Origin of the sequence: Sphaerimonospora mesophila (assembly GCF_001417795.1) — a bacterium.
Lineage (GTDB): Bacteria > Actinomycetota > Actinomycetes > Streptosporangiales > Streptosporangiaceae > Sphaerimonospora > Sphaerimonospora mesophila.
Genome location: NZ_BCBX01000035.1, coordinates 149,704 through 165,802, shown reverse-complemented (window position 1 = coordinate 165,802; position 16,099 = coordinate 149,704). Strand labels below are relative to the sequence as shown.

At 74.5% G+C, this 16,099-nt stretch carries 1 protein-coding gene; it reads left to right on the top strand.

The window, feature by feature from the left end:
* Positions 1-4: 4 nt before the first annotated feature.
* On the top strand, positions 5-16,093 hold the full coding sequence (locus AP234_RS38645; RefSeq protein ID WP_055480219.1) for a type I polyketide synthase: 16,089 nt from the start codon (positions 5-7) through the stop codon (positions 16,091-16,093).
* The last annotated feature ends 6 nt before the right edge of the window (positions 16,094-16,099 follow it).

The window sequence follows — 16,099 nt, the reverse complement described above, 5'->3', positions numbered from 1 at the left end:
CACGATGCCGAACGCCAACGAGGAGAAGCTCCGCGAATACCTCAGGCGGGCGATCGCCGAGGCCCAGGACGCCCAGCGGCGGCTGCGCGAGCTCGAGGAGGCGGACCGCGAACCGATCGCCATCGTCGGGATGTCCTGCCGGTTCCCGGGCGGGGTGTCGTCGCCGGAGGAGCTGTGGGACCTGGTCGCCGGGGGACGCGACGCGATCTCGGAGTTCCCCGCCGACCGCGGCTGGGATCTCGCCAAGCTCCACGACCCCGACGTCACCCGACCCGGCACCTCCTCCACCCGCTTCGGCTGCTTCCTGCACGACGTGGCCGATTTCGACGCGGACTTCTTCGGGATCTCGCCGCGTGAGGCGCTGGCCATGAATCCCCAGCAGCGGCTGCTGCTGGAGACGTCGTGGGAGGCGTTCGAACGGGCCGGCATCGACCCGACCTCGCTGCGCGGCAGCCGTACGGGCGTCTTCGCGGGGCTGATGTACCACGACTACCACTCCCGGCTGCACGAGGTGCCCGAGGAGGTGGAGGGCTTCATCGGCAACGGCAACGCCGGGAGCATCGCGACCGGGCGGGTCGCCTACACCTTCGGTCTGGAGGGGCCCGCCGTCACCGTCGACACCGCATGCTCGTCCTCGCTCGTCGCGCTTCACCTCGCCATCCAGTCGCTGCGCCGCCGGGAGTGCACGCTCGCCCTGGTCGGCGGCGTGACCGTGATGGCCTCACCCAACACCTTCGTGGAGTTCAGCCGGCAGCGCGGGCTGGCGCCGGATGGGCGGTGCAAGTCGTTCTCGGCCTCGGCTGACGGCACGGGCTGGGGCGAGGGTGTCGGGGTGCTGGTGGTGGAGCGGCTGTCGGACGCCCGCCGCAACGGGCATCGGGTGCTGGCGGTGGTGCGTGGCAGTGCGGTGAACCAGGACGGCGCCTCGAACGGTTTGACGGCGCCGAACGGTCCGTCGCAGGAGCGGGTGATCGGTCAGGCGCTGGCCAACGCGGGGTTGTCGCCCGCTGACGTGGATGTGATCGAAGCCCACGGGACCGGGACGACGCTGGGTGATCCGATCGAGGCGGGGGCGTTGGTCGGTGCGTACGGCCCAGGGCGGGAGCGTCCGCTGCTGCTGGGGTCGGTGAAGTCGAACATCGGGCATGCGCAGGCGGCCGCGGGTGTGGCCGGTGTGATCAAGATGGTCGAGGCGATGCGGCACGGGGTGGTGCCGCCGTCGTTGCATGTGGATGCGCCGTCGCCGCATGTGGACTGGTCGTCGGGTGTCCTGGAGTTGTTGACCGAGGGCCGTGAGTGGCCGGAGGCCGGGCGGGTGCGGCGGTGCGGGGTGTCGTCGTTCGGCATCTCCGGCACCAACGCGCACATCATCCTGGAACAGGCCTCGGCCGAGGAGGAGCAGGAGCGGGACCGTGGCGTGGACGCCGAGGGCCCCGTGGTCTGGACGCTGTCGGCCAGAAGCGAGGACGCGCTGCGCGAGCAGGCCGCCCGCCTGGCAACCACCGTAGGCGACGCCGATGTGCGGGACGTGGCCCACTCCCTGGCCACCACGCGCGCGACCCTGTCCCACCGCGCCGCCGTGGTCGGCGCCGACCGGCACGAGCTCGTCGCGGCACTCACCGCCCTGTCCCGGGGCGACACCCCTCCCGGTGTCGTCCGGGGCACCCCGGTCAGGGGCAGGGTGGCGTTCCTGTTCTCGGGGCAGGGGAGTCAGCGGGCCGGGATGGGGCTGGAGCTGGCGGCGCGGTTCCCGGTTTTCTCCCGGGTCTTCGACGAGGTGTGCGCGCAGCTCGATGGACATTTGGATCGCCGGTTGCGTGAGGTGATCGCCGAGGGTGGCGGTCTGCTGGATCGGACGGTGTACACCCAGGCGGGGCTGTTCGCGGTTCAGGTGGCGTTGTATCGGCTGGTCGAGTCGTGGGGTGTGCGGCCCGATGTGCTGGTCGGGCATTCGATCGGGGAGCTGGCGGCCGCGCATGTGGCCGGGGTGTTGTCGCTGGCGGATGCGTGCACGTTGGTGGCGGCGCGGGGACGGTTGATGCAGGACCTTCCGGCCGGTGGGGCGATGGTCGCCGTTCAGGCCGATGAGGCCGAGGTGCTGCCGTTGCTGGGTGGGCGGGTGTCGATCGCGGCGTTCAACGGGCCGGGTTCGCTGGTGGTGTCCGGGGACGAAGACGAGGTGGTCCGGATCGCGGATCATTTCGCTGCTCTTGGGCGGCGGACGCGGCGGTTGCGGGTGAGTCATGCGTTCCACTCGCCTCGTATGGAGCCGATGCTGCAGCCGTATGAGGCTGTCGCGTCGACCTTGGAGTTCCGTGCGCCGGTGATTCCGGTGGTCTCGACGGTGACGGGTCTTCCGGCCGAGGGGTTGGATTCGCCGGGGTATTGGGTGCGGCAGGTGCGGGAGCCGGTGCGGTTCGCCCAGGCGGTCGCCGGGCTGGGTGAGGATGCCACGCTGGTGGAGGTCGGGCCGGATGGTGTGCTGGCCGGGATGGTGTCCGATCGGCCGGTGGTGGCGCTGCTGCGCCGGGATCGCGACGAGCCGCGCACGCTGCTGACCGCGCTGGCCGAGCTGCACACCCGTGGCGTGGACGTCGACTGGGGGGAGGTGTTTCCCGGTCGGGTGGTCGATCTGCCGACCTATGCCTTCCAGCGTCGCCGCTACTGGCTGGAGGCACCGCCGAGTGCCGATGCGGCGGGGCTGGGGCTGTCCCCGGCCGGTCATCCGCTGCTGGGCGCGGCGGTGACGCTGGCCGATGGTGATGGTCTGCTGTTCACCGGCAGGCTGTCCCCGGCTGCCCATCCCTGGCTCGCCGACCACGCCATCGCCGGGACCCCTCTCCTTCCCGGCGCCGCCTTCGTCGAGCTGGCCGTACGCGCGGCCGACCACGTCGGCTGCGACCGCGTCGAGGAGCTCACCGTCGAGACGCCGCTCGCCCTGCCCGAGCACGACGCGCTGTCCGTGCAGCTCCTCGTCGGTCCGGCCGACGAGTCCGGCAGGCGTACGCTCGGCGTCTATTCGAGCGCGTCCGGCGAGGAGTGGACGCGGCACGCGAGCGGTGTGCTCGCCACCGGCCCGGCCGCCTCCTCCCCGGTCACCGGTGAGTGGCCGCCGCCGGGGGCCGACCCCGTGCCGCTGGACGGGCGTTACGACGATCTCGCTGAGGCTGGGCTCGGGTACGGCCCGGCGTTCCGGGGGCTGCGTGCCGTGTGGCGGTCAGGCGCCGACGTCTACGCGGAGGTGGCCCTCCCCGAGGCAGTCGCGGCGGACGCCGGGGCGTACGGACTGCATCCGGCGCTGCTGGACGCGACCCTGCACGCCCTCGCGGTGGCCGCCGCCCCCGGCCAGGACGAGGCGGCGCGGTCGGGTGAGGCCGTGCGGCTTCCGTTCTCCTGGTCCGGGGTGACGCTGCACGCGGCGGCCGCCTCCGCCCTGCGCGTCCGGCTGTCGCCCGCCGGTCACGACGCCGTGTCGATCACCGCGGCCGACCCCACCGGCCGGCCCGTCGTCACCGTCGAGTCCCTGGTCCTGCGGCCCCTCGCGCGGGCGACCGGTGCCGCCCACGACGACTCCCTGTTCCGGGTCGAGTGGACGCACACGCCCGTCGAGCTCGACCCGGCTCCGGCCCCCGGCGTCTCCGTCGCGTACTGCGGCCCGCTCCCTGAGGAGGCCGGCGACCTCGCCGAGGCGGCCCGCGTCTCGGTGCACCGGGCGCTGGACGCCGTACGAGACTGGCTGGCACAGGACCATGCCGAGGGCGACCGCCTGGTGGTCGTGACCTGCGGGGCGGTGTCCGCCGTGCCCGGCGACGCGGCCCCCGACCCGGCGGCCGCGGCCGTCTGGGGTCTGGTCCGCTGCGCCCAGGCCGAGCACCCGGACCGGATCCTCCTGGTCGACATCGACGACCGGGACACCTGGACGGCCGGGGCGCGCGGTGGCACACCCGCCGGACTGCCGCTGCCCGTCGACGCCGCCGAGCCGCAGCTCGCGATACGTGCCGGTACGGCGTACGCGCCGAGGCTGGCCCGCGTCTCCGCCGGTCCCGGGCTGATCCCGCCGACGGGAGCGCCGGACTGGCGGCTCGAGGCGCCGGTGAAGGGCACCCTCGACGGGCTCGTCCTGGCCGCAGCGCCCGCCCCGGAACGGCTCGCGCCCGGTGAGGTACGCGTCCGGGTGCGGGCGGCTGGGGTCAACTTCAGGGACGTGCTGATCACCCTTGGCCTCTATCCGGAGGACGTGCCGCTCGGTGGTGAGGGCGCGGGGATCGTCACAGAGGTGGGCCCCGGCGTGACCCGGCTCGTGCCGGGGGACCGCGTGTTCGGCCTGTTCTCCGGCGCGTTCGGGCCGACGGCGGTCGCGGATCACCGGGTGATCGCCCGCATGCCGGACGGATGGACGTTCGAGGCGGCGGCGGCCGTGCCGATCGCCTACCTCACCGCCTACTACGGCCTCGTGGAGCTGGGCGGGCTGCGGCAGGGGGAGAAGGTGCTCGTGCACGCCGCCACGGGCGGCGTCGGCACCGCCGCCGTCCAGCTCGCCCGGCACCTCGGCGCCGAGGTCTTCGCCACCGCGAGCCCCGCCAAGTGGGACGCGCTGCGCGCCCTCGGCGTGGACGACGCGCACATCGCCTCCTCGCGCACGCTGGAGTTCGCCGAGCGGTTCGCGGGCGGGGTCGACGTGGTGCTGAACTCGCTCACCGGGGAGTTCCTCGACGCCTCGCTCGGCCTGCTGCGGCCGGGCGGCAGGTTCCTGGAGATGGGCAAGACCGACCTGCGCGACCCGGCCGATCACCCCGAGGTGACGTACCTGCCGTTCGACCTGATGCGGGCGGATCCCGGGCTGGTCCAGCGGATGCTCGCCGACCTGCTCGACCTGTTCGCGTCGGGCGCGCTCAGCCTGCCGCCCCTCACCACCTGGGACGTGCGCCGCGCTCCGGAGGCGTTCCGTCACCTCAGCCAGGCCAGGCACATCGGGAAGGTCGTCCTGACCGTGCCCCGCCCCCTCTGGGACCCGGAGGGGACCGTACTGATCACCGGTGGTACGGGGACGTTGGGGCGGTTGGTGGCGCGTCATCTGGTGGTGGCGTATGGGGTGCGGGATGTGGTGTTGGTGTCGCGGGGTGGTGGTGGTGTGGGGGTGGTGGAGGAGTTGTCCGCGTTGGGGGCGCGGGTGCGGGTGGTTGCGGCTGATGTGGCCGATCGGGGGGCGATGGCGGCGTTGGTGGGGTCGTTGGGTGGGTTGTCGGTGGTGGTGCATGCGGCGGGGGTGGTGGAGGACGGTCTGGTCGGGGGGTTGGATGCGGGGCGGGTTGATCGGGTGCTGGCTGCGAAGGTGGCTGGTGGGGTGGTGCTGGATGAGGTGACGCGGGGGCGGGATCTGGCGGGTTTTGTGGTGTTTTCGTCGGCTGCGGGGGTGTTGGGGGGTCCGGGTCAGGGGGCGTATGCGGCGGGGAATGCGTTTGTGGATGCGTTGGTGTCGTGGCGGCGTGGTCGTGGGTTGCCGGGTGTGTCGTTGGGGTGGGGGTTGTGGGCGGAGCGTAGTGGGATCACCGGTGGGCTCGGCCAGGCCGACCTCGCCAGGATGGCCCGCTCCGGCGTACGGCCGCTCTCGACCGAGGCCGCGCTCAAGCTGTTCGACACGGCTCTCGCGGCCGACGAACCCGTGCAGGTGCCCATCCACCTCGACCTGACCGCCTTCCGCGGTGGGCGTGCCCCCGTCCCCGCGCTGCTACGCGGCCTGGTCAGAGCCCCGGCCGCCCGCGCCGTCGCACGTTCCGCGCCCACGTCCGACAGCTCGTACGCGCGGCGGCTCGCCGAGATGCCGGAAGCCGACCGCGATCACGCGCTTCTCGACCTGGTGCGCGGCCACGCGGCGGCCGTCCTCGGCCACGCGACCCCGGACGCCGTCGCGGCCGACCGTCCGTTCAAGGAGATCGGCTTCGACTCGCTCACGGGGGTCGAGTTCCGCAACCGGCTGGGCGAGGCGATCGGACTCCGCCTGCCCGCGACGCTCACCTTCGATCACCCCACCCCCGCCGTGCTCGCCGCACACCTGGGCCGCGAACTGCTCGGGCAGCCCAGGGCGCTGCCGGTCTCCCCCGCCCCGGCCCGTACGGCCGTCGCCGACGATCCCGTCGTGATCGTGGGGATGGCGTGCCGGTTCCCGGGTGGGGTGTCGTCGCCGGAGGGGTTGTGGGATCTGGTGGTGTCGGGGCGGGACGCGGTGGGGGTGTTTCCGTCTGATCGGGGTTGGGATCTGGGGGCGTTGTTCGACGATGATCCTGGGCGGGCGGGGCGGTCGTATGCGCGTGAGGGGGGTTTCCTGTACGACGCTGCGTCGTTTGATGCCGGATTTTTCGGGATTTCGCCGCGTGAGGCGTTGGCGATGGATCCGCAGCAGCGGTTGTTGTTGGAGTCGTCGTGGGAGGCGTTCGAGCGGGCGGGGATCGATCCGGCCTCGGTGCGCGGCACCGACACCGGCGTCTTCATCGGCGGTATGTACCAGGAGTACGGCCCGCGTTACGACCAGACGGTGAAGGGTGCGGACGGCTATCTGCTGACCGGTGGCGCCGCCAGCGTGATGTCCGGACGGTTGGCGTACTCGTTCGGTCTGGAGGGGCCGGCCGTCACCGTCGACACCGCGTGCTCGTCCTCGCTTGTGGCCCTGCACCTGGCGGGGCAGTCGCTGCGCCGCGGCGAGTGCTCGATGGCCCTGGTCGGCGGGGTGACCGTGATGGCCTCACCCGGCGTCTTCGTGGAGTTCAGTCGGCAGCGGGGGCTGGCGCCGGATGGGCGGTGCAAGTCGTTCTCGGCCTCTGCTGACGGCACGGGGTGGGGCGAGGGTGTCGGGGTGCTGGTGGTGGAGCGGCTGTCGGACGCCCGCCGCAACGGGCATCGGGTGCTTGCCGTGGTGCGTGGCAGTGCGGTGAACCAGGACGGCGCGTCGAATGGTTTGACGGCGCCGAACGGTCCGTCGCAGGAGCGGGTGATCGGTCAGGCGCTGGCCAACGCTGGACTGTCGCCCGCTGACGTGGATGTGATCGAAGCCCACGGGACCGGGACGACGCTGGGCGACCCGATCGAGGCGCAGGCGTTGCTGGCGACCTACGGCCGTGACCGGGAACGGCCGCTGCTGTTGGGGTCGATCAAGTCGAACATCGGGCATACGCAGGCGGCCGCCGGTGTGGCCGGTGTGATCAAGATGGTCGAGGCGATGCGGCACGGGGTGGCGCCGAAGACGTTGCATGTGGATGCGCCGTCGCCGCATGTGGACTGGTCGTCGGGTGCGCTGGAGTTGCTGACCGAGGGCCGTGAGTGGCCGGAGGCCGGGCGGGTGCGGCGGTGCGCGGTGTCGTCGTTCGGCATCTCCGGCACCAACGCCCACGTCATCCTGGAGCAGGCACCGGCCGAGGAGGAGGCGCCCGCGCCGTCTGCCGACCCGAGTCCTGCCGCGCTGCCCGTGGTGCTGTCGGCCAGGACCGAGCGGGGACTGCGCGACCAGGCCGCCCGGATCGCGGCGTATGTGCGCGAGCACGAGGACGTGCCGCTGCGCGACGTGGCGTACTCGGCGGCGCTGCGCCCGCGGTTCGATCACCGCGCGGTCGTCGTGGCCGCGGATCGTACGGAACTCCTCGCCGAGCTCGACCACCTCACGATCTCGGCCTCCACGGTCAGGGGCAGGGTGGCGTTCCTGTTCTCGGGGCAGGGGAGTCAGCGGGCCGGGATGGGGCTGGAGCTGGCGGCCCGGTTCCCGGTTTTCTCCCGGGTCTTCGACGAGGTGTGCGCGCAGCTCGATGGACATTTGGACCGCCGGTTGCGTGAGGTGATCGCCGAGGGTGGTCTGCTGGATCGGACGGTCTACACCCAGGCGGGGTTGTTCGCGGTTCAGGTGGCGTTGTATCGGCTGGTCGAGTCGTGGGGCGTACGCCCGGACGTGCTGGTCGGGCATTCGATCGGGGAGCTGGCGGCCGCGCATGTGGCCGGGGTGCTCTCCTTGGCGGATGCGTGCACGTTGGTGGCGGCGCGGGGACGGTTGATGCAGGACCTGCCCGCGGGTGGGGCGATGGTCGCGGTCCAGGCCGAGGAGGCCGAGGTCGTGCCGTTGCTGGGTGAGCGGGTGTCGATCGCGGCGTTCAACGGGCCGGGTTCGCTGGTGGTGTCCGGCGACGAAGTCGACGTGGTCCGGATCGCGGATCATTTCGCTGCTCTTGGGCGGCGGACGCGGCGGTTGCGGGTGAGTCATGCCTTCCACTCGCCTCGTATGGAGCCGATGCTGCAGCCGTATGAGGCTGTCGCGTCGACCTTGGAGTTCCGTGCGCCGGTGATTCCGGTGGTCTCGACGGTGACGGGTCTTCCGGCCGAGGAGCTGGACACGCCGGGGTATTGGGTGCGGCAGGTGCGGGAGCCGGTGCGGTTCGCCCAGGCGGTCGCGGCACTCGGCGAGGACACCACGCTGGTGGAGGTCGGGCCGGACGGCGTGCTGACCGCACTGCTGCCCGACCACCCCGTGGTCGCCCTGCTGCGCCGGGATCGCGACGAGCCGCGCACGCTGCTGACCGCGCTCGGCGAGCTGCACACCCGAGGCGTGGACGTGAGCTGGCGGGCGATGCTCTCCGGCAGGCTCGTCGACCTGCCCACGTACCCGTTCGAGCACGAGGACTACTGGCTGCCCCGGGTCTCCGGCGGGGACGCGACCGGGCTGGGCCTGTCCCCGGCCGGGCATCCGCTGCTCGGGGCGGCGGTGACGCCGGCCGACGGCGACGGCGGGCTCGTCTTTACCGGGAGGTTGTCCACACGGACCCACCCCTGGCTCGCCGATCATGTGGTCGCGGGCGCCGTGGTCGTCCCGGCCGCGGTCTTCGCCGAGTTGGTGCGGCACGCGGCCGAGCACGCGGGCGGCGCCGACATCGGCGAGATCACCTTCGAATCCCCGCTTGTGCTCCCCGAGGGCGGGGAGGCGACGCTCCAGGTCCTGGCCTCGCCCGACGGGCGTACGGTGACCGTGCACACCCGGTTCGACGACGGGCCGTGGACGCGGCACGCCACGGCCGCACTCTCCACCGGCCATTCAGCTCCCGGTGATCTGCCCGATCTGGCCGAGTGGCCGCCACCGGGTGAGCCGGCCGACGTGGCGACGCTGTACGACGAGCTGGCCGTGGCCGGTCTCGAATACGGGTCGGCGTTCCGCAACCTGCAGGCCGCCTGGCGGGACGGGGATCGCGTCTACGCCGAGGTCGCCCTGCCCGAGCGGCTCCGCTCCGACGCCGAAGGATTCGCACTCCACCCGGCCCTCCTCGACGCTGCCCTGCACGCGACGGGGCTCGGCGCGTCGCCGGAGGCCCGCGTCCCGTTCACCATGTCGGGAGTCCGGGTGCACGTGCCGGGGGTGACGGTCCTGCGCGCCCGGCTCACTCCGCTCGGGCCGGACTCCCTGTCCCTCACACTGGCCGACACCGCCGGGCGCACCGTCGCCACCATCGACGCGCTGACCTTCCGCCCGCTCCCGGCCGGAGATCTGGCCGGGGTCGGCCGGCACCTGTTCCGGGTCGAGTGGACCGAGCTTCCCGTGCCCGAGGCCGCGCCCGCCCTCCGCCTGGCCGTCCTGGGCGGACCGATCACCGGGCCGGACACCGGAGCGATCACCGGGCCGTACGCCGGGGTGGACGCACCGGTGTACCCGGACCTGGCGGCCTTACCCGACGGCGACGCCGCCCCCGACGTGGTGCTCGTCCCCTTCCCAAGACCCACCGACCCCGACGCCGACACGGCCGGGGCCGTACGCCGTGCCGCCGAGTGGGCGCTGACCCTGGCGCAGGACTGGACGGCCTCCGGCCGCCTGCCCGAGACCCGCCTCGCTCTGATCACCAGGGGCGCGGTGGCGACCGGCCCCGGAGACTCCGCCAGTCCGGACCTGGCCGGAGCGGCGGTCTGGGGGCTCATCGGGTCCGCCCAGTCGGAGCACCCGGGCCGCTTCCTCCTGGTCGATCTCGACGGAAGCGCCGAGTCGCACCGGAACCTCGACCACGTGCTGGCCTCCGGTGAACCCCGGGTGGCCGTGCGCGAGGGGAGGCCGCTGGCCCCACGCCTGGCCCGTGCCGCACTCCCGGCCGGTGATCAGCACCCGGCCGGGCCTGCGTACGACCCGGAGGGAACGGTGCTGGTCACCGGCGGCACCGGGGCCCTCGGCCGCCTGCTGGCCCATCACCTCGTGCGCGAGCACGGCGTACGTCACCTGCTGCTCGCCGGTCGGCGCGGGCCGGAGGCACCCGGGGCCGCCGAGCTGCGGGCCGAGCTGTCCGATATGGGCGCCCAGGTGACCGTCACCGCGTGCGACGTGTCCGACCGAGCGGGCGTCGCCGCCCTGCTGGCCGGGATCGATCCGGCCCATCCGCTCACCGCGGTGGTGCACGCGGCGGGCGTGCTGGACGACGGCCTGCTCGACGCGCTCACCCCCGACCGGCTCGCCGCCGTGCTGGCGCCCAAGGCCGAAGCGGCGCTGCACCTGCACGAGCTGACCCGGGACCTTCCGCTGCGGTCGTTCACCCTGTTCTCCTCGGCCGCCGCCACGTTCGGCGCGCCGGGCCAGGCCAACTACGCCGCGGCGAACGCGGTCCTGGACGCCCTCGCCCGGCGTCGCCGGGCGGACGGCCTGCCCGCGACCTCCCTCGCCTGGGGCCTGTGGGAGCTGGAGACCGGCATGGCGAGCGGGGCGCGCCGCGGGATTCCCGCGTTGACGGCGCAGGAGGGGCTGGCGCTGTTCGACGCGGTGTCCGGCGCTGGGTCAGGCGCTGGGTCAGGCGCGGCGGCGGACGCCGTGCTGCTGCCGATGCGCCTGGACCTCGCCGCCGGCGCCGGGCCCGTGCCGCCGCTGTTGGCGGGCCTCGTCAGCCCGGGCCTCGTCCGTACGGGCCGCGCCCCCGCCGAGGGCGGTGCCGAGCTGCCCCGCCGCCTCGCCGGCCGGACGGACGCCGAGCGGGCCCGGATCACGCTGGACGCCGTACGCACCCAGGTGGCCGTGGTGCTCGGTCATCGCGGGTTCGAGGCAGTGCCGCCCACGGCGACCTTCACCGAGCTGGGCCTCGACTCCCTCACCGCCGTCGAGTTGCGCAACGGGCTGGCCACGCTCACGGGCGTCCGGCTGCCGGCCACGCTCGTGTTCGATCACCCCACGCCGTCGGCCCTCGCCGAATATCTGCTCCGGGAGGTCCTGACCCCCGCGACGGACCCCGTCCGTACGCAGCCCCGACAGGCGGGGCCGGCCACCGACGAGCCGATCGCCATCGTGGCGATGGGCTGCCGCTACCCGGGTGGCGTACGCTCCCCCGAGGACCTGTGGGACCTGGTGGCCTCGGGCGGCGACGGCATCTCCCTGTTCCCCGCCGACCGCGGCTGGGACCTGGAGTCGCTCTACGACCCCGACCCCGACCACCCCGGCACCAGCTATGCCCGTGAGGGCGGCTTCCTCTACGACGCCGATCGGTTCGACGCGGAACTGTTCGGCATCGGTCCCCGCGAGGCGCTGGCCATGGACCCCCAGCAGCGGCTCCTGCTCGAGGTCACCTGGGAGACCTTCGAACGCGCCGGGCTCGACCCGACCGCGGTGCGCGGCAGCGACACCGGGGTCTTCGTCGGCGTCATGTACCACGACTACGCGGCCCTGCTGCCCGCCGTACCACGCGAGCTGGAGGGCTACGTCGGCACCGGCACGGCGGGCAGCGTCGCCTCCGGGCGCCTCGCGTACGCCTTCGGGCTGGAAGGGCCGGCGGTCACCGTGGACACGGCGTGCTCGTCCTCCCTGGTGGCCCTGCACCTGGCGGCGCAGGCGCTGCGGCGCGGCGAGTGCTCGATGGCGCTGGCCGGCGGGGTGACCGTGATGGCCACGCCGGGCACCTTCGTGGAGTTCAGCCGGCAGCGCGGCCTGGCGCCCGACGGCCGGTGCAAGTCGTTCGCCGCCTCGGCCGACGGCACCGGGTGGAGCGAGGGAGTGGGCCTGCTGCTGCTGGAGCGGCTGTCCGACGCCCGTCGCAACGGGCACCGCGTGCTCGCCGTCGTCCGGGGGAGCGCGGTCAACCAGGACGGCGCGTCCAACGGGCTCACCGCCCCCAACGGGCCCTCCCAGCAGCGGGTCATCCGCCGGGCACTCGCCGATGCCCGCCTCGACCCCGCGGACGTGGACGCGGTGGAGGGGCACGGCACCGGCACCGCCCTGGGCGACCCGATCGAGGCGCAGGCCCTGCTCGCCACCTACGGCCGCGACCGCGAACGCCCGCTGTGGCTGGGCTCGGTCAAGTCGAACATCGGTCACACCCAGGCGGCGGCCGGGGCCGCCGGAGTGATCAAGATGGTGCAGGCGATGCGGCATGGCACGCTGCCGCGCACCCTGCACGTGGACGAGCCGACCCCGCACGTCGACTGGGCCGCCGGCGCGGTGTCCCTGCTGACTGAGCCCGTGCCCTGGCCCGAGACCGGCGGCATCCGGCGGGCGGCGATCTCCTCCTTCGGCATCAGCGGCACCAACGCCCACGTGATCGTGGAGGCCGCGCCGGCGGAGGAACCGATCCCGGCGCCGAACCCGGAGGAGCCGCGGCGCCCGCTGCCGTGGGTGCTGTCCGGCCAGAGCGAGGCCGCCCTGCGCGAGCAGGCCGACCGGCTGCTGGCCCGCCTGGAGGCCGATCCGGCGCCCGATCTGGCCGGCATCGGCCACGCCCTGGCCGTCACCCGGGCGACCCTCGAACGGCGCGCCGTCGTCGTGGCCACCGGCCGCGCGGGCTTCGCCGGCGGGCTGGCCGCGCTGGCGCGGGGCGACGCGGCGGCCGGGGTGGTGCGGGGGACGGCGGGACCCGACACGGGAGCGGTGTTCGTCTTCCCCGGCCAGGGCTCGCAGTGGCTCGGCATGGGGGCCGCGCTGCTCGACGGGGAACCGGTGTTCGCCGCGCGGATCGCGGAGTGCGCCGAGGCGCTCGCGCCGTACGTGGACTGGTCGCTGGAGGACGCGCTGCGCGGCCGTGACCCGGCGGACCCGGATCGGGTGGATGTCGTGCAGCCCGCGCTGTGGGCCATGATGGTCGCGCTGGCCGATCTGTGGCGTTCGTACGGCGTGGAGCCCACCGCCGTCGTGGGGCACTCCCAGGGTGAGATCGCGGCGGCGTGCGTGGCGGGAGCCCTGTCCCTGGCCGACGGCGCCAGGATCGTGGCCCTGCGCAGCAGGGCCCTGCGCGCGCTGGCCGGCACCGGCGGCATGGCCGCGCTGGCGCTGCCTCCCGACCGGCTGGACCTCACGGAGTCGGGGCTCGCGCTCGCCGTCGTCAACGGTCCCTCCTCCGTCGTCGTCGCGGGCGACCCCGCCGCGCTGGAGGAGCTGGTCTCCGGGCACGAGGCCGCGGGCGTGCAGGTCCGCCGCCTGCCGGTGGACTACGCCTCCCACTCGTCCGGCGTGGAGGCGATCCGCGACGAGTTGCGCCGGGCCCTGGACGGGATCACCCCGCGCGGTCCCGACGTCCCGTTCCTGTCCACGGTCACCGGGCAGTGGGTGGACGGGGCCTCGCTGGACGAGGAGTACTGGTATCGCAACCTGCGCCAGACCGTGCGCTTCGCCGAGGCCACCCGCACCCTGCTGGACAAGGGCCACCGGGCGTTCGTGGAGATCAGCCCGCATCCCGTGCTCGCCGCCGCCGTCCGGGAGACGGCCGACGAGGCGGCCGTACCGGTCACGGTGGTGGGCACGCTGCGGCGTGACGACGGCGGGCCGGACCGGTTCCTGACCGGCCTGGCCGAGGCGCACGTGGCGGGTCTGCCCGTCGACTGGCGGCCCGCGTACGGCAGGGCCGCCACGCCGCCCGTGGAACTGCCGACGTACCCGTTCCAGCGGCGGCGCTACTGGCTGGAGCCCGGAGAGGAGAAGCGCCCGGCCGAAGCGGCAGACCCGATGGAGCGCGCCTTCTGGGCGGCCGTCGAGAGCGCGGACCCCGCACGCTTCGCCGACGCGCTCGGCATGGCGGAGCCCGGCCCCCTCGGCGAGGTCCTGCCCGTCCTGTCCGACTGGCACGCCCGCCGCCGCGAACGGTCCGCCACCGCCTCCTGGCGCTATCGCGTCACCTGGGTCCCCGTCGGGGAACCGGCGGGTCCGCCGCCCACCCTGACCGGAACCTGGCTGCTGCTCGTGCCCGCCCAGCAGAACGCCGAGACGGGAGGCTGGGCGGACATCGCCGGATTCTGCGCCGGCGCCCTGACCGGGGCCGGGGCCGACGTCGTCACGGTCATGGTGGACGCCTCCGCCCCCGAGGAACTGTCGGACGTGCTCGCGGCGGCGCCACGCGGGAGGATCGCGGGGGTGCTGTCGCTGCTGGGCCTGGCCACCGCCGCGCTGCCCGGCCACCCGGCCGTGCCCGCCGGTCTGGCCGCCACGGTGGCCCTGGTCCGGGCCCTCGACGCCCTCGACCTGGACGGCGTCCGGCTGTGGCTGGCGACCCGCGGCGCCGTGGGCCCAGAGGGCCGTGCCGCCGTCGGACCAGAGGGCCGTGGCGCGGCGGGGCCGGGGGGCGGAGACCCCGCGCAGGCGCAGGTGTGGGGGCTCGGACGCGCCGTGGCGCTGGAGCATCCCCGGCTGTGGGGCGGCCTGATCGACCTCCCGGGGACACCCGGCACCCTCGACGGCCGCATCGTCCCCCGGATCGCCCGTGCCCTGGCCGGGGTGGGTGAGGAGGACCAGCTCGCCGTACGACCATCCGGGCTACTCGCCCGCCGCCTGACCCGCGCGGCCACCCCGGCGGCGGCCGCCGGGCGGGCCTTCCGGCCGAGCGGCACCGTGCTCGTCACCGGGGGCGCCACCGGCTTCGGCGGCCACCTGGCCCGTTGGCTCGCCGCCCGCGGCGCCGACCACATCGTCCTCGTGGAGCCGCCCGGGGACGGCGGCGCCGCCGGCGATCTCGCGCGGGAGCTCGACGGGACGCGGGTGACGGTCGCCGAGTGCGATCTCACCGACCGGTCCGCCGTGGCCGCGCTGCTCGCCGAGCACCCGCCGACCGCCGTCTTCCACACCGCGGGCGCGCTGGAGGCCACGGCCCTGGCCGAGACCGGGCCGGCCGAGCTGCAGTCCGTGCTCGCGGCCAAGACGCTGGGCGCGGCCCACCTGCACGAGCTGCTCGGCGAACGGGAGCTCGACGCCTTCGTGCTGTTCTCCTCGATCGCGGGCGTGTGGGGCAGCGGCGGTCAGGCGGGGTACGCGGCGGCCAACGCCTACCTGGACGCGCTCGCCGAGCTCCGCCGCGCCCACGGCCGTACGGCAACCGCCGTGGCGTGGGGACTGTGGGCCGAGGTGGATCTCGGCGACGCCGCTGCCGAGGCGGAGCGGCGCGAGCAGCTGCGCCGCCGTGGCGTGCCCGCGATGGAGCCTACGCTCGCGCTGACCGCGCTGGGCCAGGCGCTGGAGGAGGACCAGGCGACCGTCGTGATCGCCGACGTGGACTGGGAGCGGTTCGTGCCCGCCTTCACCGCGCTGCGCTCCCGGCCGCTGATCGCGGACCTGGCCGAGGTGCGCCGCGTGCTGCGCGCCGCGCAGACCCCCCGCGACGACGCCGACGGGGAGGCCGAGCTGCCGCGCAGGCTGGCCGGGCTCTCCGAGACCGAACGACCGCGCGTGCTGGTGCGGGCCGTACGCGCCGAGATCGCGGCCGTGCTCGGCCACGAGAGCGTCGAGGCGATCCCGCCCGACCGGCCGGTGCGCGACCTCGGGTTCGACTCGCTCGCCGCGGTCAACCTGCGCAACCGGCTCGGCGCGGCCACCGGGCTGGACCTGCCGCCCACGCTCGTGTTCGACCACCCCACACCGGAGGCGCTGGCCGCCTACCTCCTCGGGCGGATCGGGGAGGGCGAGCGGCCCTCCCTCGACGCCGCGCTGGACGGGATCGCCGCCGCGCTGGCCGCCGGCGTGGACAGCGGGGAACGGCGGCGGGTCGCGGCCCGGCTGCAGGCCCTGCTCGGCGAGCTGACCGCCGCCCCGGCGGCGGACGCGGACGGGGAGGCGGTCGCCGAGCGGCTCCGCGCGGCCAGCGACGACGAACTGTTCGACTTCCTCGACGCAGAGCTGGAAGGGTGAGCGCCG

Excerpts from the sequence above, each read along its gene's own strand:
- AP234_RS38645 (WP_055480219.1), top strand. The coding sequence starts at position 5 with ATGCCGAACGCCAACGAGGAGAAGCTCCGCGAATACCTCAGGCGGGCG.